This is a genomic window from Dolichospermum sp. DET69 (genome assembly GCA_017355425.1).
Lineage (GTDB): Bacteria > Cyanobacteriota > Cyanobacteriia > Cyanobacteriales > Nostocaceae > Dolichospermum.
In genome coordinates this window covers 2,694,756-2,718,855 of the sequence record CP070233.1, presented here as the reverse complement: position 1 = coordinate 2,718,855, position 24,100 = coordinate 2,694,756, and the positions used below count along the sequence as shown (strand labels likewise).

Below are 24,100 nucleotides of genomic sequence, written 5' to 3'. Positions count from 1 at the left end.
ATAGTGCGTTAAGCCTTTTCTTTGCGACTACCCTTCGATATCTCTAAGAGGATGTTTTAAAAGTTTTCAAGGTATAAATTAACCCCTCTCCAAACCTCTCCCCGAAGCGGGGTGAGGCTTTGAAAACCCCCTTCCCTCGTAGGGAAGGGGGGTAGGGGGGTTAGGTTTTTGGAGATTACTGGTTTTATTTAATACTTTTTAAACACCCTCTAAGAGAGATTGCGACTTTGCGTGAGACAAATTCATATCACACAAATCAGCCAACTCACAAATATCACAACCAGGAGAACGGGCTTTACAAACAGCGCGACCATGATAAATTAATCTAATTGACCAATTCTCCCAATCTGGTTGGGGTAATAATGCCATTAAATCTTTTTCAATTCCCACAGGTTCAGTATTTTTTGTCAACCCTAAACGCTGACTTAATCGCTTTACGTGAGTATCTACAGTGACTCCAGCATTGATACCATAAGCGTGTGCCAAAACTACATTTGCCGTTTTTCTGGCTACTCCTGGCAGCTTTAATAGTTCTGTCATGGTGTTAGGAACAACGGAATTAAAATCACTAACAATCATGCGACAAGCACCTTGAATATTCTTGGCTTTATTGCGATAAAAACCCGTCGAATGTACCAATTCTTCTAATTCTGTTAAATCTGCATTTGCTAAACTTTCAGCATCAGGAAAGCGCCCAAATAATCCTGGTGTTACCTTATTCACACGCTCATCTGTACATTGAGCGGATAGAATTGTTGCTACTAATAATTGTACAGGAGTTGAGTAATCTAAGGAGCAGGTTGCATCTGGATAAAGATTCTGGATACGGGAAAGAATTTCTAAAGCCCGTTGTTTTTTAGTTAATGATTTACGAGTCAATTAATTTTAGATTTTGGATTTATTTTCTAGTTGGGGCGACGGTCAGTCGCAGCTATTCAAACAAAGTCCGCCTTCGCGGACTAATTAATAACCCACGTAGGTGGGTTTTGCCTGTGTAGATGAGGTTTATAACCGCCGATTTAATGGAGTTACAATTTCTGCAATAATTGTTGTATCCATTCTAACTGGGTTGTTTCTTTGACAATTAGAAAAATACCTAATCCTAAAAGTAAGACTAAACCAGTTTGCATCACACCTTCTTGAATTTTATTAGGTAAAGGTTTACCAAATAAACCTTCAATTAGTAAAAATGCTAATTGTCCACCGTCTAAAGCGGGAAGAGGCAAAATATTAATAACTGCCAAGTTAATACTAATAATTGCTGCAAAAGACAATAAATTAGTGGTATCACTAGCGGCTAATTGTGCGCCAATTTGGACGATTTTCACGGGACCTGAAACTTGTCCTACAGTTTGCCCAAAGTTAGTAATTAACTGCCCAAAACCTTGAAATGTACCCACTACTAATTGTTGGAAGCGATTAGCAGCAACTTTGATAATCTCCACAATATCTTGGGGACGGCGATAAACTGGTTTACCATTTGGGCCTAATTCAATTCCCACCACACCTTTACCATCAGCACCTTGTTTTGGTGTTAGTTTCAGGTTGGTTTGTTGGGTTTCGTGTTGAATTTTGAGGTCAATTTCTTGATTAGGATGGGTTTGGATTTCTTTGGTTAATAATGTAGTTGCATCTTTACCAAGAGGAATTTCCTGGCCATTCACTGCGAGAATGATGTCTCCTTCCCGAATCCCTGCTTGGTAAGCAACGGATTGTTCATTTACGGGTTTGACAAGTACACCGGGTTGATACTGAAATTCTTGGGGTATACCGACGATTCCCAGTTGTAAAGCCAACATTAAATAAGCAAAGATTAAATTAGCGATTACACCGGCACTAATAACAATAGCACGGTCTAAAACTGGGCGGTTACGCAGCAAATTCGGGTCATTGGGGGGAATTTCGCTATCTGGATCATCATCGGGAAAGCCGACAAAGCCACCCAAGGGGAAAGCGCGGAGAGTGTATTCCGTTTCTGATCCTTGGTACTTTAACAGAATTGGACCAAAACCCAAGGAAAAGCGGTTAGCGTAAATGCCTTGAGAACGGGCGGCTATGAAGTGTCCAGACTCGTGTACTAAGATCAAAATAGCCAAAACTGCGATCGCTGCTAAAACTGACATAGAGCAAATTAAATCAAAATATTGAGATATATATCCTTATTGTAGTTTGGGAATGGACTTAGAGACTTAATCGGCTTTTATTTGTCTCACCCAATCCCGAAAGGCTTCAATCATGGGAATTTCGCCAATTTCCAAACTTTGAGCCAGAAAATGGGGAATTTCCGTGGTTAAGGGCAAATTTGCAAAGGTAGGGGAAACATCACAGGGAATATAAACGCCATCACCCATTTGATAAATCTGCATTACCGGGTAATCATAACGCCAAACTTCAGGAACTCCTAAAGCTAAATAAATAGGTAATTTATCAATAGAAGCACTTGTATAATCAACTTCTATAACTAAATCTGGTGGTGGATCTTGTGTCAAATCCAGATTTTGTTTATTTCGCATTATCGGTTCATTTTGGATGTAAAAACTAGAATCTGGTTCTACACCTTTAGCTAAATCTTGACGTTTACAAGTGACCGAACCTGTACTTTTTAAATTGAGGTTAAGTTCCTGTGCTAAAGCAAAAACTAAATGTTCTAAAAGACGATTATTATGTTCATGAGGCATTAAAGGAGTCATAATTTCTAGTATTCCCATATCGTAAGCTAGACGGGTGGTACGATGATTCCCCATCTCTGTTAAAATGGTTTCAAAAGTCTGCCAAGAAATGTTAGGAAGTATAGCGTGATGGGTATTAGCAGGTGCTATAGTTAGCATGAGACTTCACCTTGTATTTTTTATTAGTATATCATTTCATTCATTTAGATTCTCGACTTCTTGAAGAAGTTGGGGATCTGTATGTGTTATTCTAAATTATCTTCTAATAAGATGGTATTGAGTAAATTTAATTCACTTGATGCCATAAAATAGCGATCGCTAAAAATAGTTTCCCATTGATTTAAAACCCTTCTACCAGCCACAGCTACCCAAGGAATATCATTATATTGGGGAATTACAGGCATTATTAAACCTTGAGGTGTTAAACTTCTTCCTAAAGATTTTTGCCATGAATCTGGTTCTTCTAATCTTAGGTTGGGACTATTTTCATCTTCAAATTTACGCCAAAAATGAGGATAATCTAAAGGAATACTGACTAAAATATTCTCTGTTTTTAGATTTTGTAAAGTTGAATATTCTTGAGTTAAATCTTCCTGTTCTTTCTTTAAAATTGTATATAGTTCCCCCGCTGGATGTCTAAGTTTAGGAGGAAACTTATTTTGATCATCTTTATAAATTACATAAAGTAACTTTCCAAGATTTTCAATTTTTTGTCCAATATTTTTACGCCATGCTTCAAAAATGAATGCTTCTTCTGTTTTTCTTTGTCCCCAATCTTCTATCCAAAAAGCACCAAGACAAGTTAAATTTTCAGGAATTATTAAATCTGCATTTTCTAAAGATGGTAATAATTGACTAGAAATTCTGGAAACCACTTGTATGAATGTGTCTAAAGTGCGATAATCAGTATAAGATTTAGTATTTCTATCTGCTGCTTTACCAGTTAATTTAAAATCAGCAAATATTTCCTCTATTAGCTGTTGTGTTTTTTTCACAGTTCTTTTAGACTCATCAGAGTGACTATCAAAGATAAAAACTCGTGCTTCCTGTAAAAAACTTTGCACATCATCAGACATTAAATTTAATAATTCTTCATCTCCAATAGAACCAACTGGAACAAATGCAATCCGTTGTCTTTTGAGTCCTGCATCACCTTTAATGCGTGTATGAATGGTCGAACGTAACATCATTAATAAAGTCAATAAATCACTTGATTGACGTAACCAACGTTTAGGAAAATCACTATCTTCATCTTCAATAATATAATCATTAATCAACATTACTAATGTTCTAGCTTGATTATCTCCAGAAACTTGTAAACCCGTTTCTGAATCTGTGTACATTCCTCTCCCACGATAAATAAGTTGTGCAACTTCCATTAAAGCAGATTCAATATTAAATCGGGGAATTGTGGCAATTATATAATCAGTTTTTGGAAAAGAAACACCTCTTGAACCTGAAGAAGTCATCAAGAAAACTCGCTTTTTATCTCTAGTCTTTTCTTGAACTAATTCTAATCGTTTATTAGCAAGTACACTTTGATCTAAAACTGCTACTTCCTGCTGTTGACAAAGAGCATCTTTTCCTGAAATTAACTTTTCTCGTAATTGTCTCAAAAACGCTTTATCCTGAGCAAAGAAAATCAATTGTTCAGATCCTTGTTTTAAACCCCGTTCAATTTCTCTATAAGCATTATTTAAATTTTTTTGCTCTAATTGTTCTCGAATTGCTTGACGAATAGTTTGTTTTTTACCATCTTTTGTTAATCCAGGATTAACTTTTGCCAATTGGATACTATATTCAACAGTAAGTTGAGAAGCTGGATAACTATTAGTCATAATATGCAAAGTTGGATATTTTCCTAGTCCAACTTTTACATCAGTTCCTGTTATTCTAAATGGTTCATTACCCCTACTTTTACTTAACAAAACTTTATCAGGGGCTTTTTTATGACTTAAATAATTATTTAAAACTACTTCATTACTTAAAGAAGCATCAGCCAAAATTAAAACAACTTTAAAAGGTGATTTTATCCCCTCAAAAGGTTCAATAAATTGTTGATGTAACCATTCTCCTAATTTATGGACAAATAATGCTCCTGCACCATCACCAGTTACTTCATCAACCATTGCAATAATAGTAGGAATACGCTTTGCAAACTCTGAACGTTCTTTTTGTCCTGGTTTAGTATTAGCTTTATTTTTAAATAACTTTCCTAAAGCATCAATTGTGGTTTTGTCATCAAGAGAACGATAACCTTGAGTAGCAGCAGTCATTACTAATTGATTGATTTTGGGGTTAACTTCTAGTAATTTTTTAGCAGAAGTTGCGAGGGTTTTTAACACTCCTGGACGACGAATTGATTCTAATTTATCATCACGTTCATTGAGGGAATTTTTAGTTTTACTAGCGGAAATAGTATTATCAATAATTTCATTTTCTTGTGCAGGTGTAATGAATTTTGTAGTCCCATCAGGATAATTGAGACTTTCAACACCATCAACAACCACAGCACTATCAATATAACTTTGTATACCTTGTTGTTTAAACCATTTAGAAGCTAAATTAATCAAATTTGAATTTGTTGTTAGAGTTAAAATACCACCTTTTTTAGATAATTTATCAGTCACATCTCTATTAATGACAACTCGCGGACTAATATATAAAAACATAAAACCTTGAGACTGTTTTTCTAGAAATTTGATCACCGCAGTCGTTTTACCAATTCCTGGATTTCCTTCTAAAGCAATGACATTAATTTTTCCGATTTGAGCAGAATTTAAACCTGCGGTGACTGCTGCTTGATGAATTTCTCTTAAAGGTATTTTTTCTGCTGATAAAAGTTCTTTAGTGAAATGACTTTGAGGACTACCAGAGAAGAATTTATGTAATGCTTCTGTTTCTTCAACTGCTAAAATTGCATCTTCCCGTAATATTTCCTGAGTAGGATTATAAAATTCCTCTATATTTTCCTCAAATCTATAGTTAATATCTGCGGCTAAATCAGGTTCTGGAATAAGTTGCTTTGCTTGTTTTCTGAAATCAGCGGGAAGTGATTTTATTAATGTTTTAAATGCAGATAGAGTTTCTTTTGCAAATTTATCAGGTGGGTCATTATCTGATTTCGGAAACTTATGATATACTTCACCTAAAGATGTCATTAATTTAACTCTAGTATCCAACGGATTAGAAAAATTAGCCGCGATACTTTCACATCCATTTGATGTTATGGCTATTGCGCGAGCAATACAACCGCTTTCTAATTTTTCCTGACTTTTTAATAATTTAACTAAATTTTCAGTATAAGAGGATGCTTGACAAAGTTTGTACAAAGTTTTATCAGAGCCACTAAAAGGTAATAAGTGATTTTTTATATCTGAAGAAATAGAAAATTCCTCACCTTCTACTTCAGCACAAACCCTAGAAAAAACTCCCCTAGAATCAATATAACGAGCATAACGACTTACTTCTTCTCTATGAGCAGTTTCATTTCTAAAATCTGCTAATTTTCTAGGAGCATTATAAGAAAATTCAAAACAGAAAATAAAATCACTACATTTTTTGGAAGTTGAATTTTGATTTGGAGATAACCATAACAAAAAATCGGCTCTTGCTGGTTTTCCTTGTTTAACTAATCCTGAATCTGGATTTCCTGATAAATTAAAAGCTTGTTTAAATTCCCTAGCAGTTACTTCTGGTTCTACATCAGGTTTTTGTTCCTGTCCAGGAAATAATAATGGACACCAAATAGCTTCTAATTTCAGTTTAGCAACTGGAGTTTTTTTCAGACATTCCCTTGTAGTTGTCCACCCTAAACCATAACCTAAAACTAACAGATGACTGAGCATACTTTCTACCCATTCTTGGGAATTTTGATCTGTTAATTTCAGGCTTTTTATTAAATTGTTTTTAATATCAGCATTTTTATATTTTTGCCATTCTTCAACAACTGGATGATTTTCTAAAAGTAATTTTGCATGGACTAATTTTCGTAAAACACCACGTTTTACAGCAATTTCAAATACCTGTCCCCATAAAGAAGCTTGATCTAAAAATGATATTTGCATTTAATTAATTTCCTAAGAGATTTATATCCCCGACTTCTTCAAGAAGTCGGGGATCTGGTATTCTGGTATTGGTATTATTTCCTTCGATGTAAAACTTGTGAAACGTGAGTAAGCAAAGCCGGATAACTCAAATATACTTTACCACCACGACGAGTATGCAAAATTCGCACATCTCCCGCAGCTTCTACAGTATCAGGAGATATCCAAGAAAAGGGATCTAAAACAGGGAGAAGTTGTCCAGATTTATTAACTCCACGTTCAGCTTCAATAAAATGCAACCCACGCAATACTGAAATTAAACAAGGATGAATATTAGATGTATTTGGTTCAGGAACAACTAAATTTTGACGTGCGCGTTCAGTCCAATTCAAATCACTCACACGCTTATCTGAGACTAGGAAATAAACACAAAAACCTGATTGTGGCCGTTTATCTTCTTGAATTGCAGACAATGTAGCGAAAGTATAAACTGGAATCAATTCACGAGTAAATATTTTTTCCACAGAATGTAAAAAATTAGTATAATCTCCTGCTTGGGAAATTTCAAATGCAGCTTCATTTGTATCACGTTTACGCAATCTTGTACCAGGAAAAACATCACGGAGTAAAGTATAAATAGTTGAATTTGGAAAAGTTTCAGAAATATCTTCCAAAAATTCTTTTGGTGTTAAAGAAGAATTATAATCAGCAACGCGGTTAAATCTTCTACCACCATAAGCATGAGAAAGTAAAATGATATGTTGACATCCTTGTTTTTCTAAATAACGGATTTCTTCTTGAACTAATCTTTGTTTTCGCAAATTTTCGAGAGTATCAACAATATCAGATTGTTTCCTATCTGCTTTAATTTCATAACCTGAAAATGGTTGATTTACAGCAGTAGCAATATAGCTTTGTGTGAGAAAAAGATAACTTTTTTCATCTGCATTCAATAAACCAGATTCATCACAGGGACGAGTTGAGTAAGAAATCAAACCAATTTTAGGAATTTCTGGCGGTTTTGGTGTACTTGTAACTAAAGGAAATGCACTCAATAAAGCATTAAAAACTCCTTGTTTAATATATGATGCTTTAGCTAAGTTTTTTAGCACAATTCCTTGCATTCTAATATTAGTATCTTCCGCTAATATCGCTTCTAAAGTTTGCGCGGCTGCATAAACATAAGCATCTCCACTTTTATCATCACTTTCTCTTCCCTGTTCTTGTAATCGCAACATTAAAGTTGTAAAATCATCACTAACTTCTTGTTTCAATCTGTTAATAATCCGCCATAAACAACAATAAACTAATACTTCAAAAGCTGCAACCGCAGCCGCATGATATTGTTTACTTTCTTCACTTCCTTTATTATTCTCTTGTCGAGTTAGAGTTTTAACTTCATACTCTACAAAAATTGATGCTGGTAATATCCATTTTTGGGTTTGTTCTTTTAATTGAGGAGTATTTAGAGAATATTGATAATCCCATTGATTATTTTTATCTTTTATAAAAAAAGATGGCATCCAAAAAATCTGTAAAATATGTTTTGGTAATATCCTTTGTGCTTGAATTGAATATTGATCACCTTTAGGAATTAAATTATGTTCAGAAAGTTGAATATTTACCTGAACAGAAAATAAAAGTCCTGGTGTTTCTGGAGTATCACAAATCTCAATATTTTTGAACCATTCCATTGTTTCTCGTCCAGGATTTTCTGAACCAACAAGCAAATTGCCAGATCCTCCTCCAGTTAATCTTGACCATTCTATAATACCACGTTTCACACAGATAAATTGTTGGGAAGATTCACGCTGCACTTGAGAAATTATTTTTTCACCTTTGGTACTAATAACAGTAATTAAAGATGAGGCTATCTTTTGCATTACTTTAGTACGTTTCTGCAAATCATCTATAATTTCTTTAATAGCTTTCTTACCATCTGTTTTTAATCTTTGCAAAATTTTTTCTACTGAATTTGATAAATCTTCTGAACTTAAATGTTCTGAATTTTCATCAGGAACAACAATTGCTAAAAATATCAATTCAGCTAACCTACGACTAACTACATTTTCGTTAATAAATAAGTCTTCATCTTCTGGAATTAATTCTTCAACAATTTTACCAAGTCGTGCATCAAAAGCAGGTTTCCCTGCTATAGGATTTTCTCCATTTATCCGAAAATGATAACTAACTTCGCGCATAACACCAAAGCTAGTTTTTTCTTCATCATAAATTTTATCTTCAAATAGTTGTGCTTGACATTCTGGCCAAACTGGAAGACAAAAATAGAAACCTGCTGTATTCAAATATTCCGATAGTTTAAATTCACCACCACTACCAAAATGAGTAGATAAATCAACTTCAAAAATATCTTCTTTTGCAGTATTAAATAAAGTATTGACTCGATGAACATATTCTGTTAATACTGTATATTTAGCGGAACTGTATTGTGAAATTGCTTCCATTATCCGCAAAGTTATTAACAATCTTACTCGCGCTAATGCTTCGTCATCTAAAAAGGTCAAAAACCGATTTAACTGACTTTCTAAGCCATTTTTTGCTGCTTTGAGACTATCAAGAGCTATTTCAATATCATCATCATCTTCTGCTCGCTTTTCTAAATATTCTTTAACTGCATTTGACATTCGCAAAAAGTAATCATTAGCATCTATTTTTTCTAATGCAGAAATTACTTTAGCAACGGGTTTATTTTCAGGATTTTTCTCTTGATTAGGAAATGCTATAGGTACAAGAGTCGCACTATGAGCTTTATTCTGAAAATAAGTGCCTGTTTGTTTGGCTAGTTGTTGAAGTTTTTGTAGAGTTTCATCTAACAACAAAGCTGATAATTGAGTTTCTGGAGGTAATGCTGCGTCAATAGCGGAAATTAATTTATCTAAAGCTTTTGGTAATCTATCTGCATTATCTTCTTTTAAAGTACCACCAATTCGCATCCTAGAACCATAACGAGAAGTTGGGAAATCTTGAATAAAACCCCCACCTTCACTGGGATTAAAAGCTGCTTTGAAATCTTTATTTCCAAATAATCTCCGAATAATTGCTGAGGTACATATTCTAAGACGTTTATTTTTATCATCAAAAATAAATGCTTCTCTATCATCAGGATGCAATTTATTAGGAGTTGTACTATTATTTTTGGGAGGAATAGCTTTAGCTAGTAATTCTACAAGGGTTGCTAAATCAATACAAGGCTTTGGTGAACGTGCTTCAATTTTAGCACCACCATTGTTTTGTGAAGACATAATTTGTTTTTTTCCTTAACACCAGTTTTTTACTGCTTCACCTGTTCAAGTCGTATAGTTTAAACAAATGGAATCATTCTTAGAGGTAAGTCAACTATACCTGATTTGTCAAGACTAAGAACATAAAAATTAATAGTTATCAACTTTAATCAATTTTGATTACCGTGTTTCCTGTCTTGAGAGATATTGAAGTTTATAATAATTTCCCAAGCAGAAATACTGCATTATGGGGGTTTCCGCAAGGGTCATACTTGGCGTACAATGCTGGGATTTATTAAGATTAAGCAACATCAAGTTAAAAACAGTATCTTATGCTGGCATTTTTATGAGAAGTCGGTACAGGAGAGTTACCCGCAGGTTTTTTGAGTGATGCTATTGTACTCATATTCCTCTCTCTGCGCTAGTTAAGGGTGCTTGGTGTTGAACCGGATATTTAATTTGTCAGAATCAGGATGTCCAGGATTTGAGGATTTACAGGATTTTTTCTGGCACAATGGAAATAAAGACACTGTGAAAACACAATGACTACTCAATTAATGGTTCAACCTTCATCTTTAATATCTGCTGGGATGAAGATGAGTGAATTTGGTAATATTTATCTATTTAGATTTACCGATGAGTTACAGTCCCGTTTTGAAGAACTTTTAGATAAGAAAAAAGCTGATACGCTCACTCTGGAAGAAGAAGCTGAATATACAGGTATTTCGGAGTTACAGCGGATATTTACCTTAATTAACGCTCAATTAGCAGCAAAAAGTAAATGGTGTCCGAACAAATTAGAAAATTTGTAAGAAAACGAGCTAAATTACTCTGTGAATACTGCGACTCTCCAGAATACCTGAGTCCAGACCGTTTTACCATTGACCATATTATGCCGCAGTCTTTGTGAGGTTCAGATGAACTGGATAATTTGGCTTTAGCTTGTCATCGCTGTAATGAGCGTCATTATAATTTTATAGTGGGTATTGATCCCAAAACCCAAGAACAGGTTTTTTTATTTCATCCCCGTCAACAAGAATGGTCTGAACATTTTATATGGACAAAAGATGGTATAAAAATTGTAGGTATAACTATTACAGGTAGAGCTACTATTAGTCACCTTGACTTCAATGATGAACGACGTGATGAGCCTTCTATTCAAGTTGCTCGTAACTTTTGGGTAGAAGCGGGTTGGCATCCACCACAATCAGATCCTCGTCAAGAATAAAATTTATCAGATTTTTGTTTGAGAGTGCTTGATGTTGAACCGGATATTTAATTTGTCAGAATCAGGATGTCCAGGATTTGAGGATTTACAGGATTTTTGCTGACATAATAGTTGTCCTCCCTATCAAGCAGCAAAAAGCACTAATCTAGATCACATTGCAGTATTTTGAGTCTAACTGAAAAGTATAGAATCCTCAAATCCTAAAAACACAACTCAAACAAACATCTTGTACATCCTTAAATCCTGGATATCCTGATTCTGACAATTAAATTACTGAATTTAATTTTATAATCCTAATTAACATACAAAACCATAGGGGTAATGCTAGAAACAAAATATTAAAATTCACCAAATAACAGAATCATAAAATCCCATGATTATTTTATCTGCTGTAATTAAATCAGCCTGATATTTTTGAGCTAAAGCAACAATAACCCGATCTGCGGGGTCTTTATGACTCCATTCTAAAGCAACACTTTCTAACCATAAATTTTCATCAATGGGAATTATTGTAATCACATCAGATTTTTGTAAAGCCTCCAGATAAGTTGTTACAGAAACTCCTAAATCTAACTTTTGATTTTTAATTTTAATAGCAATTTCCCAAAGTGAAATCGAAGCAACTAAACCATTTTTTTCGACTTCCATTTTTTCACAAGCTGCTTTTGCGGAAATAGAAAGTTGATCTGGATCAAGACTCCACCAAATTAAGGCACAAGTATCTAAAACAAAGGTCATATTTCGCCCCATTCTTCAGTTGTGGGTGTGGTTATATCTTCAAAATATTTGACTTTACCACGTAGGGGATTAAATAATTTTTCTGTTGAACTTTTTACATCCATATTTTCTGAAGTTTTAGTTTCTATAAAAGTGATTAAAACTTGGCTTTCCAAAATATTTGCAGGAATTTCAGCTAACTCAATTTTTCCATTGCGGTAGATTCCTTTAACAGTTTGTAGCATAGTTAATTATCTCCTTTGCTTTTAAACCCATTCTCGCCTGATTTACTTCTGAATCTCATAAACAAATGTGAAGTTGTGCTTTCTTTTACTTTTTATTATTCCCCAATATTGTTTTTATACACACCAGAAGCGATAGCGAAGCGCTCCGCAGGAATCGCATTTTTTGCCGCTTCTACCAAAATCTTGGTAATTGTTCATGCAAATTAGCAACGCGATTTGATAATGCAAAAAATGAAATAAAAACATTGAAATTTTCAGCTTATCCTGTGGGGTTGGTTGCTGATAATTTCACATTTAATAGAGAAGATTTATATGATAGATAAAGCGATTTTTATAGATACAAATATTTTGAGTTATAATCATCAAATAAAAATAGCTTTAAATCTTTATGCCAAGAGATTAAGTTGTTTCCGATGTAAGCACTCGTTTTAAGTGTGGTAAATTTTCTGATCTTTCTTCTGTTACCTCTATAACTTCAGGAAGTAAATGTGCAACACCAAATAACTTTCCTGCATAAGATGTTTTCAGAAAAGCTTGTCTTTGAGCATGAGTCATTATCTGTTTTGACCCTGCCATTATTTCCTCACTACTCATATAGCTTGGGTTCTCCCCATCTTGTTTCATGTCGCTGACAAAATTCTGCTGCTGCGGTTCGTGAAAATCTGAAGCCATATAAATCTTCTCCAGGAGTGCTACGTGATAAGCCAAGATACTCCATTTGTATCTTATCTCTATAGTATGGCACAGCTTTATCTAAAGCATCTAGTATAACTAGCGGTGATTCTGTCTTTGGTTTACAAAACTCGAAAGCAACCTTAATTGCATACCAAATTAACCATTTACCAATAGGTTCAATTGACCTTACAGTAGCATCTCCTCGACTGGTAGGATGTACTTCTATATTATTTATTTCCAGATATATGGGAGGTGCAGATTCAGGATAAAAAAATTTAATTTGTCATAATTAGGATATCTCTGAGAATTAACAAATCAAATAATTATTCATAGATGATAAAAAAATTGATTAACGCCTCACCTCTTTTTTTATCTCATTTATGAGATAATATTAACCCAAGTGAGTTTAGTGATTGGTAATAAAATACCAGTTTTAATCCTCTACATCCTTAAATCCTGGACATCCTGATTCTGACAAGTGGTAACATCGCAGAAACCTCCCGCGAACCTAAACATACCCTAAAACCTGTCTGCCGATAAAACCAAAAACTTACGGAAGTTTATAATATTTGAATTATCATCCTGTAAATCCTAAAATCCTGGACATCCTGATTCAGACAAATAATTGAACGCAGATAAAGATGGATGTCGTGATTCTCTGCCATCTTACATACAATATGGGGTCTGACTTAGCGTACAATGCTGGAATTGATTAAGATGAAGCCACATCAAGTTAAAAACAGTATCTTATGCCAGCATTTTTATTAGAAGTCGGTACAGAAGAATTACCCGCAGGTTTTTTGAGTGATGCTATTGGACAATGGCGATCGCGCATTCCCCAAAGTTTAGAAGCTCACAGTCTCTCTGACACTGTTATTGAAGTCTATGGAACACCCCGACGGTTAGCGGTTCTGATTACCGGTTTACCTTCCCAACAAGCAGACAGAGAAGAAGAAATTAAAGGACCACCCGCACAAGCAGCTTTTAAAGATGGACAACCCACTAAAGCCGCCATTGGTTTTGCGACTAAGCAAGGTGTAGATATTTCTGCTTTAGAAATTCGTCCTACAGACAAAGGGGATTTCGTCTTTGTTAACAAACAAATTCCCGGTCGTCCCATAGCTGATATTTTAACCGAACTTGTTCCCCAATGGGTCTGGAACTTAGAAGGTAAGCGGTTAATGCGCTGGGGACATGGTGACGGACGATTTTCCCGGCCAATTCGCACTTTAGTCACATTGTTAGATGGGGAAATTTTACCATTACAATTAGAGAATGGGGCAAAAGTTGTCAAGAGCGATCGCATTTCTCGCACCCATAGAGTATTACACCCCGAACCTGTCAGCATTGACCACGCTACAGAATATGTAAATACCTTGGCTTCTGGTTATGTTAATGTAACTCCAGAAAACCGAGCCGAAATCATCACAAATCAAGTCAAAGCATCCGCAGAAAAGTTAGGCGGATATACACCAATTTACCCCGAGTTACTAGCAGAAGTTATCAATTTAGTTGAATATCCCACCGCAGTTATCGGACAATTTGAAGCAGAATTTCTCAACTTACCAACGGAAGTAATTACCGAAGTCATGGTAAGTCATCAGCGTTATTTTCCTGTTTTCAAAAATGCGGAATGTCAGGAATTATTACCCAATTTTATCACAATTAGTAACGGAGATCCAGCTAAATCTGATATTATTGCTGTCGGTAATGCCAGAGTCATTCGAGCGCGGTTAGCTGACGGCAGATTTTTCTACGAAGCTGATTTAGTCAAACCCTTAGAAAGCTATTTACCCCAATTAGAAAAAGTCACATTCCAAGAAGATTTAGGTTCGGTTCGTGCCAAAGTTGAAAGAGTTGTTAAAAACGCCGAAAAAATTACTACTCAATTACAACTAAATCCAGACCAAACCCAAAATATCAAAAGAGCTGCATTACTCTGTAAAGCCGATTTAGTCACGCAAATGGTTTATGAATTTCCCGAATTACAGGGAATTATGGGGCAAAAATATGCCCTAGCTAACGGCGAAAATCCAGAAGTATCTCAAGCGATTTTTGAGCATTATTTACCTAGAAATGCTGATGATATTTTCCCCCAAACTCTCACAGGTCAAGTTGTTGGTTTAGCTGATAGATTAGATACTTTAGTTAGTATCTTCGGCTTAGGCTTAATTCCTTCCGGTTCATCAGATCCTTTTGCATTACGTCGCGCTGCAAATGCGATAATTAATATTACCTGGTTGGCGAATTTGCAAATAAATTTATCATCCTTGTTAGAAGAAATTGCCACAGATTTCGCTACAGCTTTTAATAAAGATGCCAAATCCTTAATTAAAACCTTGCAAGAATTTTTCCTGCAACGGATTCGCACCTTATTACAAGATGAAAAACAGATAGATTACGATTTGGTAAATGCGGTTTTGGGAGAAAATGATCCAGAATATACAGAACGGGCATTAACGGATTTATTAGATGTGCGCGATCGCTCTCTTTATTTACAACAAATCCGCAAAGATGGTACATTAGATAAAATTTACGAAACCGTCAACCGTTCTACAAGGTTAGCAGCACAGGGAAATCTAGACTTTCAAACCCTAGAACCACAGTCTTTAATTAATCCCGAACTCTTCCAGAAAAAATCCGAATCTGCATTTTATAACGCCTTAATTGAGTTAGTTCCTCAAACCCAAGCAGCACAACAAAACCGGGATTACCAACTGTTAGTAACCGCACTAGCAAAAATCGCCCCTACCGTTAGCACCTTTTTTGATGGTGAAGACAGCGTTTTAGTCATGGACGCAAATCCAGATATTAAGCAAAATCGCTTAAATTTGCTGGGATTACTGCGAAATAACGCCCGTGTTTTAGCGGATTTTGGCGCAATCGTTAAAAATTTGTAGCCTAAAGCAACAAAAAGTTGTGTAATTTGCACCAATTAACGCTACTATAGGAAAGCTTAACCAGGGATGCTTATACAGTCTATGCCAGAAGCGTTAATTATTGGATTCGGAAAGTCCGGTGTTGCTGCGGCAAGATTGTTGAAACAGGAAGGCTGGGAGGTTGAACTTTGCGATAGTAGCACCTCCCCAACCCTCCTCGAACAACAACAAAAACTCGCCAGCGAACAAATTACCGTCAAATTAGGAAACACACCAGAATTTACTAATTCTGATTTATCCAAACTAATAGTTGTCAGTCCCGGAGTCCCCTGGGATATTCCTATCCTAGCCAAAGCGCGAGAAATAGGCATAGAAACTATTGGCGAAATGGAACTCGCTTGGCGATTTATGCAGGATATCCCCTGGGTAGGAATCACCGGTACAAATGGTAAAACTACCACCACCGCTTTAACTGCGGCCATTTTCCAAACAGCAGGATTGAACGCTCCCGCCTGTGGTAATATCGGTTACGCGGCTTGTGAGGTAGCAATAGAGGCAAGAGGCAAGAGGCAAGAGGCAAGAGGGAATACAGAAAAAAATTCCGTTGATTGGATAATTGGTGAAGTTAGTAGTTATCAAATTGAATCTTCTGTTACTCTAGCGCCACGAATCGGGATTTGGACAACCTTCACGCCAGATCATTTAGCCCGACACAAAACCTTAGAAAATTACTATAATATCAAAGCCAAATTATTACATAATTCCCAAATTCAAATATTTAACGGTGATGATGCTTATTTGAGCAAATTAGGTTTAAATCATTGGCCGAACGCCTATTGGACAAGCGTTAAAGGTCAACAATTCCTAATAGGTGAAAAAGGCTTTTATATAGAAAACGGCTGGGTAATAGAAAAAATTAGTGATACAGCCCAACCAATTGTTGAAGTATCTGCATTGCGAATGGTAGGGGAACATAACCAGCAAAATCTCCTCATGTCTGTCGCTGCTGCTAGATTAGCAGACATAGATGTTACTGCTATTTCTCAGGCTGTCCGTGAATTTCCCGGCGTTCCTCACCGCTTAGAACATATCTGCAATTGGCAAGGCATTGATTTTATTAACGACAGCAAAGCTACCAACTACGATGCAGCGGAAGTAGGACTAGCATCTGTGCAAAGTCCTGCCATTTTAATCGCTGGTGGAGAAGCCAAAGCCGGAGATGATAGCGCTTGGTTAGCCCAAATTCAAGCCAAAGCCGCCGCTGTTTTACTGATTGGCAATGCAGCACCAGCATTTGCGAAACGACTGCAAGAGGTGGGATATAGCAATTATCATATAGTTGAAAAAATGGAAAACGCCGTATCCATATCTGCGGAATTAGCTAAAAAACATCAAGCCTCAGTAGTATTACTATCTCCAGCTTGCGCTAGTTTTGACCAGTATCCTAACTTTGAAATGCGGGGCGAAGACTTTCGGCAATTGTGTCAAAAGTATCTACTTCCATAGGGTATAATTACATCAAATCCGGGTAATTGCAGACAGTTTCAATCTTGTAATAACAGGGTTTGTAGCTCGTTTTTAGTGTATTTGTTCTAACGGATTTGATATGATTTATTAGTAGAAGAAGCATTGGAGAGATAAGATGCCGATAATCAATAGAGATGAATGGCCAGATAGCGTATTTTTTAGTCCAAATAATTTCTTAGAGTTAGGAACTAGAAACACGGGGGAAAAAATTATTCAAATCGGTACAGACGGTGATTGTCCTATAGTTGCATTTGCTAAGACAGATAATCCAATTAATGAAGATTTAGACCCTATCGAACTTTGGTCATTACTAAAATTTTCCTATGTTCCAGATGAATACGTTTTTTATGACAAGCCAAAAAAAATTACACAAAATTTAAAAACTATTAAAAAATATGAATTACCTGATAGTGGTGAATTTGACCTTGATATCCCCATTGATGCTCAAATTCTTGCGGTACAAATGCAAAAGGATAAACCGTGTTTATGGATGTTGATTGACTCTCAAAAGGAAAAAGATGATGATGATATATATGGTAAAAAAAGGACATTTTGCTGGTTTCGGACAGGAGAACCTATAGGTTATACAGATTTAATTCATATCGCCACTCTACAGTCTAATGGTGGTAATCATGTATCTCATTTATTTGAATTGAAAAATTATGTAAACTACAACAATTTAGAAAATTTATTAGCAGCCAAGAAATGGCGGGAAGCTGACCTAGAAACATTTGAAATTTTGAAATCTTTATGCGGTTATGAGACTGATCAACATCCTGCATGGTCGTTAAATATAGAGGAAATCGTTAATATACCATGCTCACATCTACATACTATTAATAATCTTTGGGTTCAATACAGTAAGGGGCGTTTTGGTTACAGCGTTCAGTTAAATATTTTAAGAAAACTTGGTTTTCAAAAAAATGGAAATGATGAGCAAATGTCACAATGTTTAGAAAATTTTATGGACAAAATAAAATGGAATACAGGTACTTCTGTTTTAAATTTTACACTCAAAGCTCCTATTGGTCATCTTCCTGCTATTGTGCGTTGGGGCATTGCAACTAGTCCAAGAAACGCTATAAAAACTTACATCCGTCTTTTTTCTCGATGTGAAGAATGTAATCTTTAAATATAGTTGGCAAGTTTTCTGATAATTGTAGGACAGTCTTAACCAAGTTCAGCTAACTGAATTATTCTGACCCACAATTTATTTTATTTGTATTGAGAGGATAGGGAAAGCAAAGTAGATTGAATTTTATCTGAAATATCGTGAGATAAGTTGGCAATACCGCCACCCACAGCGTATTTCTTAGTAGTCTGATTTTGCCATCCCAGTATATCCCATCCATTTTCCAGCATTTGTTTAATCTGAGCTAAATCATCTTTTACCACTGTTATATGATCTTTTCCATCAAAGTTTAAATTGGTCATAGTAGTAATAGGAGCTATGCGAATTTTACCTTGTAAATGCTGATAATTTGGAGTATCTAACAGTTTTTCCATCTCAGTCATCACATTAGCCTGATTTGCTCCTGAAGTTCCTGTTTTATATTTACCTTCTGTGTAGGTTTTTCTAATAGTTTTAGTCTGGTCATAATTGGCAGAATATATGATAGCAACTCCAAAAGAACCTTTTTTCAGCAAAGTATCGGCTTCCTGCAAAATTTTTTCCGCTTGGCTTTTCGCAGAAATATGATTACCATCTTGGCTATAAGGGAGATAAAAATCAATAAACTTGCCTTTTTTAATCATTGATTTTTGATGTTTTACTAATAAAAATTCTACAAAATCCAATACTTCTTGTTGTTTGTTAGGAGATAACATTTTCACCTTATCTATGATGATTTCTTCCATGCTCATTTTCATGCTATTTAGATAAATGTTTTGTACAAATTTTTTAATTTCTACAATATGAGGTTTATACTCATCTTGCCATCTTTTATACCATTCTTCGTTTCTGTATTGTGCTGGAATTTCTGAATCTACATATTCAAGAAATAACTTTCTGTAAAGTTTGTAATATTTACTGTCCTCTGTTTCGTATACTAAACCCCATTTACAAAGCCCTCGCTGAAGAAAAAACATTGCTGCTAAACCGTCTAACTCTCCTACCTCTTCACCCAAAAAAAGTTTGTCAAATGTTAAGTCTTGATTAAAAGCTGTTTCTCGTTCGTATTTGTACCCATCAAATCTTAAAGCGCAAAAACTTGTTATTTCCCTTTCTTCAAATTGGCTATTAGGTTTCATGTTTATTTTCTATGTAATCTATTTTTAAAATATAACATTCCAAAAGCAAATATTTTCGGAAATTAGTACCGTAGGTTGGGTTAAGCAAAGCGCAACCCAACATCAATCAAATTGATGTATTTTCAGGTTTCCAACATTCTAATTTTAGATGTCTTACTTTACTCATCTGTTTAAAATCGTTATCTTGAGATACAATAATTAAATCGTGTTGTATTGCTGTACAAGCTATCCATAAATCATTGGGATGTATTCCTGCATCTTTGATTTTAAATTTTCTTCTTTTTTCCTTTTCTTTAGGTGCATAAGTATGAATTATTTCTGCATGAAATTGACCATATATTTGAGATGTTTCTTCATCTATGGGATGTATCTTTGTTAAACTTTGACTAAACCGATTAACTATTTGGATATTTTCTTCTCTCTGGTTTGACTTTTCCGCCATTAATATCAATTCACCGTATATAATGGCGTTGATAAATATTCTGGTTTCTTTGGGTAGCGAAGCTAACTTTTGTATGCAGGTTAAGTCTTTTTGAATAATAATAAAACTACAATGATTTGTGTCTAGCAAATACACCCCAACCTCACTCTCTTCTCACTTGATTGACATATTCTAAACATTCTTCAAAATCGTCTCCTGCCCATTCTGGGGATGTTTTTAGGAAATCTAACAATGATTCTACAGTATTTTGATACTGTTTTTTTTGTTGTTCAATTTCTAAAATTGCTTGAGCTTGAGCAAAAGCCACTAACAACACTTGTTCTAACATAATTATCACCACTTTGTTAATTTACAGATTATTATATTATTGTACATTAACTTTCACTTTGGTAGCTAAATTATGTTGCTATCCGTAATAGAGAGTAAATTAAATTTCAATTTATTAATCCTGTTATTTATACTCAAAACGGCTAGAACTTGGACTTTTTTATAATACAACGAACAGGCTCAAAGCCTCTCCCCGCAACGGGGAGAGGTTTACAAGAGGGGTTCCATATTTGGTTAAATTATAAACCGTTTGCAGTATATTAAATGAATATCAATATATTAAATAAGCGTGTCACAGTCTCTAGTATACTCACCCAATAATTTTAGTGCTTCAGGTGCAGAGGTTGAGATTTTCAAATTTCTCTCTTGAGAAGGATTCTGAAAATATAAATAATCTATAAGATGGATTGTATATTTTACCCTGAGTGAAGTTGGGCTTGGCTTACCCTCCAAGCCTTTTTATTTCTTTTGCTATTACCAATTACCCATTATCAATTACCCATTCCTTCTATCATCTCAGGAGAAAGTTCTCTCACTGTCCGCAATGGAAATAGACGAGTTGAGGAAATTTGAGCATAATCGGAAGTCAGAAAGGGAGCATATTGACTAGCTTCAGGGGTTAACTGTGCTGCCATTGCTAGGGTAATACCTTTGAGAAACTTCCGCACGTCTTTAGCTTTTTCTCCAGTTACTTCTTTATTCAAGATAGGTGGTTTCCCTTCTTGATATGGGGTGATACTAGGATCTATCACACTTAAATGAGAAGCACCAACTACACCCACTAACCATTTTGGAGAGGGAATTTTGGCAAAACCCATGACTTGTTCAGTTAATGGTGGGGTGATTTTATCTGCGGAACTGGAGAGAATTAATGTGGGGATTTGTACTTTTGTTAAACCAGTTTCCCCAAACATTAAAGACGTGGTAGGATTGAGAGCGATCGCCTGTTTAATTCTAGAATCTCTCAATTGATAAGTTTTTTCTGGTAATGCTTGCGCTACACACTGAAGACCTTGACTCAAATTAGTCTTAGCTGAGTTCTGTTGACAGCGTTGTTTGAGGTTTTCGATTTGTAATTCACCCCCAGCTAATGCTAAAGCCGTTCCCCCACCAAAGGAATAACCCACAACCATAACATTATTAGTTGCCAGTTTTCCCTGTAAAGGATTATTAGCTGTTTGGTTAAGTTTTTCTAATTCATCAAGAATAAAACTGATATCACGCGGACGGTCTAAAAATTCTTGGGGTTCAACCAGTAGTTTTTTACCTTTGCTGACTACTTTAGAACTGGTTTCATTACTACCAGGATGTTCTAAAGCAGCCACAACATAACCATGAGAGGCTAAATGTTCGGCTAGGTAGCGCAAGTCAGTCCGCACCGAACCGAAACCGTGAGAAAAGACAATTAGAGGTTTGTTTGCAGTTGCAGCGGTGGAGGAATAAACATCTAGGGGAATTTGCCGTTGACGCTTTTGGTCATTGAAATTTAACTTGATTGTCTGTACCTGTGCGCTTCCCGCTTGAGTGGGATCTAGAGAAGAGGCAACTTTGATATCTTTGGGGTTCACTTGAGGTGAAAGACCAAACATAAACCGCTGAGTGCGGATAAATGCACTGTTCATACTCCGTGCTACGGTGATAGCCTGGGGTAAGTTAATTCCTAGCTGTTTGCTGGGATATGCAGCAATAAAACTCAGCACAGATAAACCCTGTGGAGAATTAGCACCTAAAATCAATCCGCTTCTCATAGCTTGTAACCCAGCTTGATCCCGACGGGTAATAGCTGTAGAGATATCACTCAGAATCGTAGTGCCAATTTGGGTATTGATTAATCTATCTAAAGTAACAACATTTATGGGGATGCGGATTTTTAGTCCCTCCACCAAGAAACGACGTTGTTCTTCCGTCATTCTTTTGGTATAAGTTCCTAAACTATCTGGTAATTTGCCAGTTTCTATCGACTTTTTTAACTCTTCTAAAGATACAGATTCCTCTAAAGACCCATAGCGAATCACAACTGTATCTGCGGCACGTGCAGAGGTGTTAACTCCAAAAAATGGTGTCAGAGCAACAGTACAAAATACACCTGCAAATACTTTAAAATTCTTCCAGCTTTTCTCTGTGAACATCTTTTATTGCATCTCAACTTAGGAGATTCTACCTGATTTTACGGCTTTTACCCTGAATTCAGAAACCCCATTTGTGAATCAGCAACTCCTATAGATACAATAGACTACATAGAGTCCGGCTATTAATTATCTTAATACCGATAGGTTTCCCAATTATCTCTACTATGGCGGGCGCGACTGTAATCACTTTTATTGAAATCTTTAAATTTTCACATAATTTTCACAATCTTGTTTTAATTGATTCTTATTGAAAGATTATAAAAAGATAGCACCCCAGTCCGGTACTAAAAACTAACAAAGCAAATTACATAGGCTTTTTGGGAAATTTTCAAGGTAGTAGTCAATGAATACAGAGATTCTTATTGCTTGAAAAATGTATAATTAGAGCTTATTAAGGTACTGAAGAAAGCTAGAGGAGAGTTAAAGCTTTTGTCCTGTATAAATAGATCGCACCTCACCGTTACGACGAATAATAGCTTCCCCATTACTGACTTCTACTAATGTCCAACCTGTAGCACCAATATTTTCACCTAGATTAATCCGGCGACTAATACCATCTACTTTAAACAAAGCTACAGATTTATTACCCGACTCCAATAATCCGTCTAATTGTGCGGAGTAGATCATTGGTGTCGAAACCTGTTGTGGTTTGTTCTCAGGTTCTTTTACTGGTGCAGGTACAACAATAGGCAATTTTGGTGGTGCAACTTTCAGCGATTGAGAATTAACCGCTGCTGGTTTTAAATTAACCTGTGTCGTTTTTGCTATAGGTCTAGTTGCTGGTTGTATAGTATTGATAGGGAAATGATTCACTACTAAAGATGAAGATGAAGGTAAAGTTGGTGGTATGGGGACTGCGGGAACAGTTGGTATTTGATATTGGGGCGTAGAAGACTGATAAACTGGAATATATATGCGCTCAACCACATTAGGGGGAGTTAGCCGACTAGTAGCAGTTAGTATATTGTTTGCTGCTATAGGCAAAGGCAAAGTTTCAGTTGGTTGGGTATTTGGTAAAGCTAAGGCAGTTGTTTGGTTGAGATTAACAGTAGGAAATCCTGGCTTGGTAATTGTTTTATCATTAGTGGTCCCTTGCTGTTCTATAACTGCCAAGGCTTCTAACATATAATTTACCAGTTCCAACTGAGGATCTGTTGTTACAGACACTGGTGATGGTATTTGGGAATTTGGCAACCTTTGGGAAGTTAATTGGGCATTTATTGTAGTTAATAAACCAGACTCCGTTAAGTAGAGCATACCGAAGGAGGCCACAGTTAAGCCTAATCCCACGAATATGAGTTTACTTAAATCACTAGTTTGTTGTTTTGTTGTGGTCGTAATTGCTCTGACAGTAGGCGAATTAACTACCAGTGTTGTGGTTTGAACGTTTTTAATAGGTTCAGCAGACTGTAATGGGCGATTAAGTTTTGATGGTAAAATTACATCTGGCATTTGAAATGTCATGGTTTGTACGGGGATAGATTCGTTCCTGTCCCTATGATGATTCCGCTTACTTCGACCATCTAAAATGTTGTCAATATCATTAAAAAGTTCGTCCATTAAGCCTTCAGCATAGTTTTCTATCGTCCAAGGCTCGTTGTTGACGAAATCTATGGCTAAGGCCATGCTGGTGCTATCAGATGCTTCTGAAACAAGTAAATCAGTGCTGGACTTGGGTAACATAGGCTTTTTCGGTTGTAGCTAAAAATAATGGGGAAACAAAG

The 24,100-nt window shown here is 35.7% G+C and carries 16 protein-coding genes and 2 pseudogenes; 5 read left to right on the top strand and 13 right to left on the bottom strand.

What is annotated here, in order from left to right; translation table 11 throughout:
* Positions 1-198: 198 nt before the first annotated feature.
* The 5 genes from nth to EZY12_12455 all read right to left on the bottom strand — a co-directional run bounded on the left by nth (position 199) and on the right by EZY12_12455 (position 9,978).
* A complete protein-coding gene (gene nth / locus EZY12_12475) occupies positions 199-879 on the bottom strand; it encodes an endonuclease III (GenBank protein ID QSX70300.1) in 681 nt (226 codons plus the stop codon).
* 149 nt (positions 880-1,028) lie between these two features.
* Positions 1,029-2,123, bottom strand: a complete 1,095-nt coding sequence (gene rseP, locus EZY12_12470; GenBank protein QSX70299.1) for an RIP metalloprotease RseP — start codon at positions 2,121-2,123, stop codon at positions 1,029-1,031.
* A 66-nt stretch (positions 2,124-2,189) separates the two neighbouring features.
* Positions 2,190-2,828 carry a Uma2 family endonuclease gene (locus EZY12_12465; protein QSX70298.1) on the bottom strand — a complete coding sequence of 213 codons (639 nt, stop codon included), beginning with the start codon at positions 2,826-2,828 and terminating at the stop codon, positions 2,190-2,192.
* Between the two features lie 86 nt (positions 2,829-2,914).
* Entirely contained in the window at positions 2,915-6,736 is a 3,822-nt protein-coding gene (locus tag EZY12_12460) for a helicase (GenBank protein ID QSX70297.1), read from the bottom strand.
* A gap of 74 nt (positions 6,737-6,810) precedes the next feature.
* A complete protein-coding gene (locus EZY12_12455; protein ID QSX70296.1) occupies positions 6,811-9,978 on the bottom strand; it encodes a hypothetical protein in 3,168 nt (1,055 codons plus the stop codon).
* A 521-nt stretch (positions 9,979-10,499) separates the two neighbouring features.
* Between EZY12_12455 and EZY12_12450 the strand changes: the two genes are divergently transcribed.
* Both EZY12_12450 and EZY12_12445 read left to right on the top strand, forming a co-directional pair.
* Positions 10,500-10,769 (top strand): hypothetical protein, encoded by a 270-nt coding sequence (locus EZY12_12450; GenBank protein QSX70295.1) that lies wholly within the window; start codon positions 10,500-10,502, stop codon positions 10,767-10,769.
* Positions 10,739-11,185: pseudogene (locus EZY12_12445) on the top strand (HNH endonuclease). Before EZY12_12450 ends, EZY12_12445 begins: the two are co-directional and overlap by 31 nt.
* Before the next feature lie 345 nt (positions 11,186-11,530).
* Here the strand turns inward: EZY12_12445 and EZY12_12440 are convergent.
* From EZY12_12440 to EZY12_12430, 3 genes and pseudogenes are all read right to left on the bottom strand, one after another.
* Positions 11,531-11,923, bottom strand: a complete 393-nt coding sequence (locus EZY12_12440) for a type II toxin-antitoxin system VapC family toxin (GenBank protein ID QSX70294.1) — start codon at positions 11,921-11,923, stop codon at positions 11,531-11,533.
* A pseudogene (locus tag EZY12_12435) lies at positions 11,920-12,012 on the bottom strand (prevent-host-death protein). Before EZY12_12435 ends, EZY12_12440 begins: the two are co-directional and overlap by 4 nt.
* Before the next feature lie 534 nt (positions 12,013-12,546).
* The gene (locus EZY12_12430; GenBank protein QSX70293.1) at positions 12,547-12,819 is read right to left on the bottom strand and encodes a hypothetical protein; all 273 of its coding nucleotides are present in this window, start codon (positions 12,817-12,819) and stop codon (positions 12,547-12,549) included.
* A gap of 752 nt (positions 12,820-13,571) precedes the next feature.
* On the opposite strand from EZY12_12430, the gene EZY12_12425 reads away from it, so the two are divergent.
* The 3 genes from EZY12_12425 (at position 13,572) to EZY12_12415 (ending at position 18,360) form a co-directional block, all read left to right on the top strand.
* A complete protein-coding gene (locus EZY12_12425; protein QSX70292.1) occupies positions 13,572-15,722 on the top strand; it encodes a glycine--tRNA ligase subunit beta in 2,151 nt (716 codons plus the stop codon).
* Between the two features lie 81 nt (positions 15,723-15,803).
* Positions 15,804-17,207, top strand: coding sequence for a UDP-N-acetylmuramoyl-L-alanine--D-glutamate ligase (locus tag EZY12_12420; protein QSX70291.1), 1,404 nt, complete (start codon positions 15,804-15,806; stop codon positions 17,205-17,207).
* Positions 17,208-17,343: 136 nt separating this feature from the next.
* Positions 17,344-18,360, top strand: coding sequence for a GUN4 domain-containing protein (locus EZY12_12415; GenBank protein QSX70290.1), 1,017 nt, complete (start codon positions 17,344-17,346; stop codon positions 18,358-18,360).
* Between the two features lie 83 nt (positions 18,361-18,443).
* Here the strand turns inward: EZY12_12415 and EZY12_12410 are convergent, their stop codons facing one another.
* The 5 genes from EZY12_12410 to EZY12_12390 form a co-directional block, all read right to left on the bottom strand.
* Positions 18,444-19,091, bottom strand: a complete 648-nt coding sequence (locus EZY12_12410) for a DUF2281 domain-containing protein (GenBank protein QSX70644.1) — start codon at positions 19,089-19,091, stop codon at positions 18,444-18,446.
* A 493-nt stretch (positions 19,092-19,584) separates the two neighbouring features.
* Positions 19,585-20,055, bottom strand: a complete 471-nt coding sequence (locus EZY12_12405) for a type II toxin-antitoxin system VapC family toxin (protein ID QSX70289.1) — start codon at positions 20,053-20,055, stop codon at positions 19,585-19,587.
* A 7-nt stretch (positions 20,056-20,062) separates the two neighbouring features.
* Entirely contained in the window at positions 20,063-20,248 is a 186-nt protein-coding gene (locus EZY12_12400; GenBank protein QSX70288.1) for a hypothetical protein, read from the bottom strand.
* Between the two features lie 490 nt (positions 20,249-20,738).
* Complete coding sequence (locus EZY12_12395; GenBank protein QSX70287.1) at positions 20,739-22,376, bottom strand: alpha/beta hydrolase; 1,638 nt, start codon at positions 22,374-22,376, stop codon at positions 20,739-20,741.
* A 420-nt stretch (positions 22,377-22,796) separates the two neighbouring features.
* The gene (locus tag EZY12_12390; GenBank protein QSX70286.1) at positions 22,797-24,059 is read right to left on the bottom strand and encodes a hypothetical protein; all 1,263 of its coding nucleotides are present in this window, start codon (positions 24,057-24,059) and stop codon (positions 22,797-22,799) included.
* Positions 24,060-24,100: the final 41 nt, after the last annotated feature.

What these genes read in the sequence shown, in the direction of transcription:
- rseP (QSX70299.1), bottom strand. Translation starts at nt 2,123, where the DNA reads ATGTCAGTTTTAGCAGCGATCGCAGTTTTGGCTATTTTGATCTTAGTA.
- EZY12_12465 (QSX70298.1), bottom strand. Translation starts at nt 2,828, where the DNA reads ATGCTAACTATAGCACCTGCTAATACCCATCACGCTATACTTCCTAAC.
- EZY12_12460 (QSX70297.1), bottom strand. Translation starts at nt 6,736, where the DNA reads ATGCAAATATCATTTTTAGATCAAGCTTCTTTATGGGGACAGGTATTT.
- EZY12_12455 (QSX70296.1), bottom strand. Translation starts at nt 9,978, where the DNA reads ATGTCTTCACAAAACAATGGTGGTGCTAAAATTGAAGCACGTTCACCA.
- EZY12_12450 (QSX70295.1), top strand. Translation starts at nt 10,500, where the DNA reads ATGACTACTCAATTAATGGTTCAACCTTCATCTTTAATATCTGCTGGG.
- EZY12_12440 (QSX70294.1), bottom strand. Translation starts at nt 11,923, where the DNA reads ATGACCTTTGTTTTAGATACTTGTGCCTTAATTTGGTGGAGTCTTGAT.
- EZY12_12430 (QSX70293.1), bottom strand. Translation starts at nt 12,819, where the DNA reads ATGGCTTCAGATTTTCACGAACCGCAGCAGCAGAATTTTGTCAGCGAC.
- EZY12_12425 (QSX70292.1), top strand. Translation starts at nt 13,572, where the DNA reads ATGCCAGCATTTTTATTAGAAGTCGGTACAGAAGAATTACCCGCAGGT.
- EZY12_12420 (QSX70291.1), top strand. Translation starts at nt 15,804, where the DNA reads ATGCCAGAAGCGTTAATTATTGGATTCGGAAAGTCCGGTGTTGCTGCG.
- EZY12_12415 (QSX70290.1), top strand. Translation starts at nt 17,344, where the DNA reads ATGCCGATAATCAATAGAGATGAATGGCCAGATAGCGTATTTTTTAGT.
- EZY12_12410 (QSX70644.1), bottom strand. Translation starts at nt 19,091, where the DNA reads ATGAGCATGGAAGAAATCATCATAGATAAGGTGAAAATGTTATCTCCT.
- EZY12_12400 (QSX70288.1), bottom strand. Translation starts at nt 20,248, where the DNA reads ATGTTAGAACAAGTGTTGTTAGTGGCTTTTGCTCAAGCTCAAGCAATT.
- EZY12_12395 (QSX70287.1), bottom strand. Translation starts at nt 22,376, where the DNA reads ATGTTCACAGAGAAAAGCTGGAAGAATTTTAAAGTATTTGCAGGTGTA.
- EZY12_12390 (QSX70286.1), bottom strand. Translation starts at nt 24,059, where the DNA reads ATGTTACCCAAGTCCAGCACTGATTTACTTGTTTCAGAAGCATCTGAT.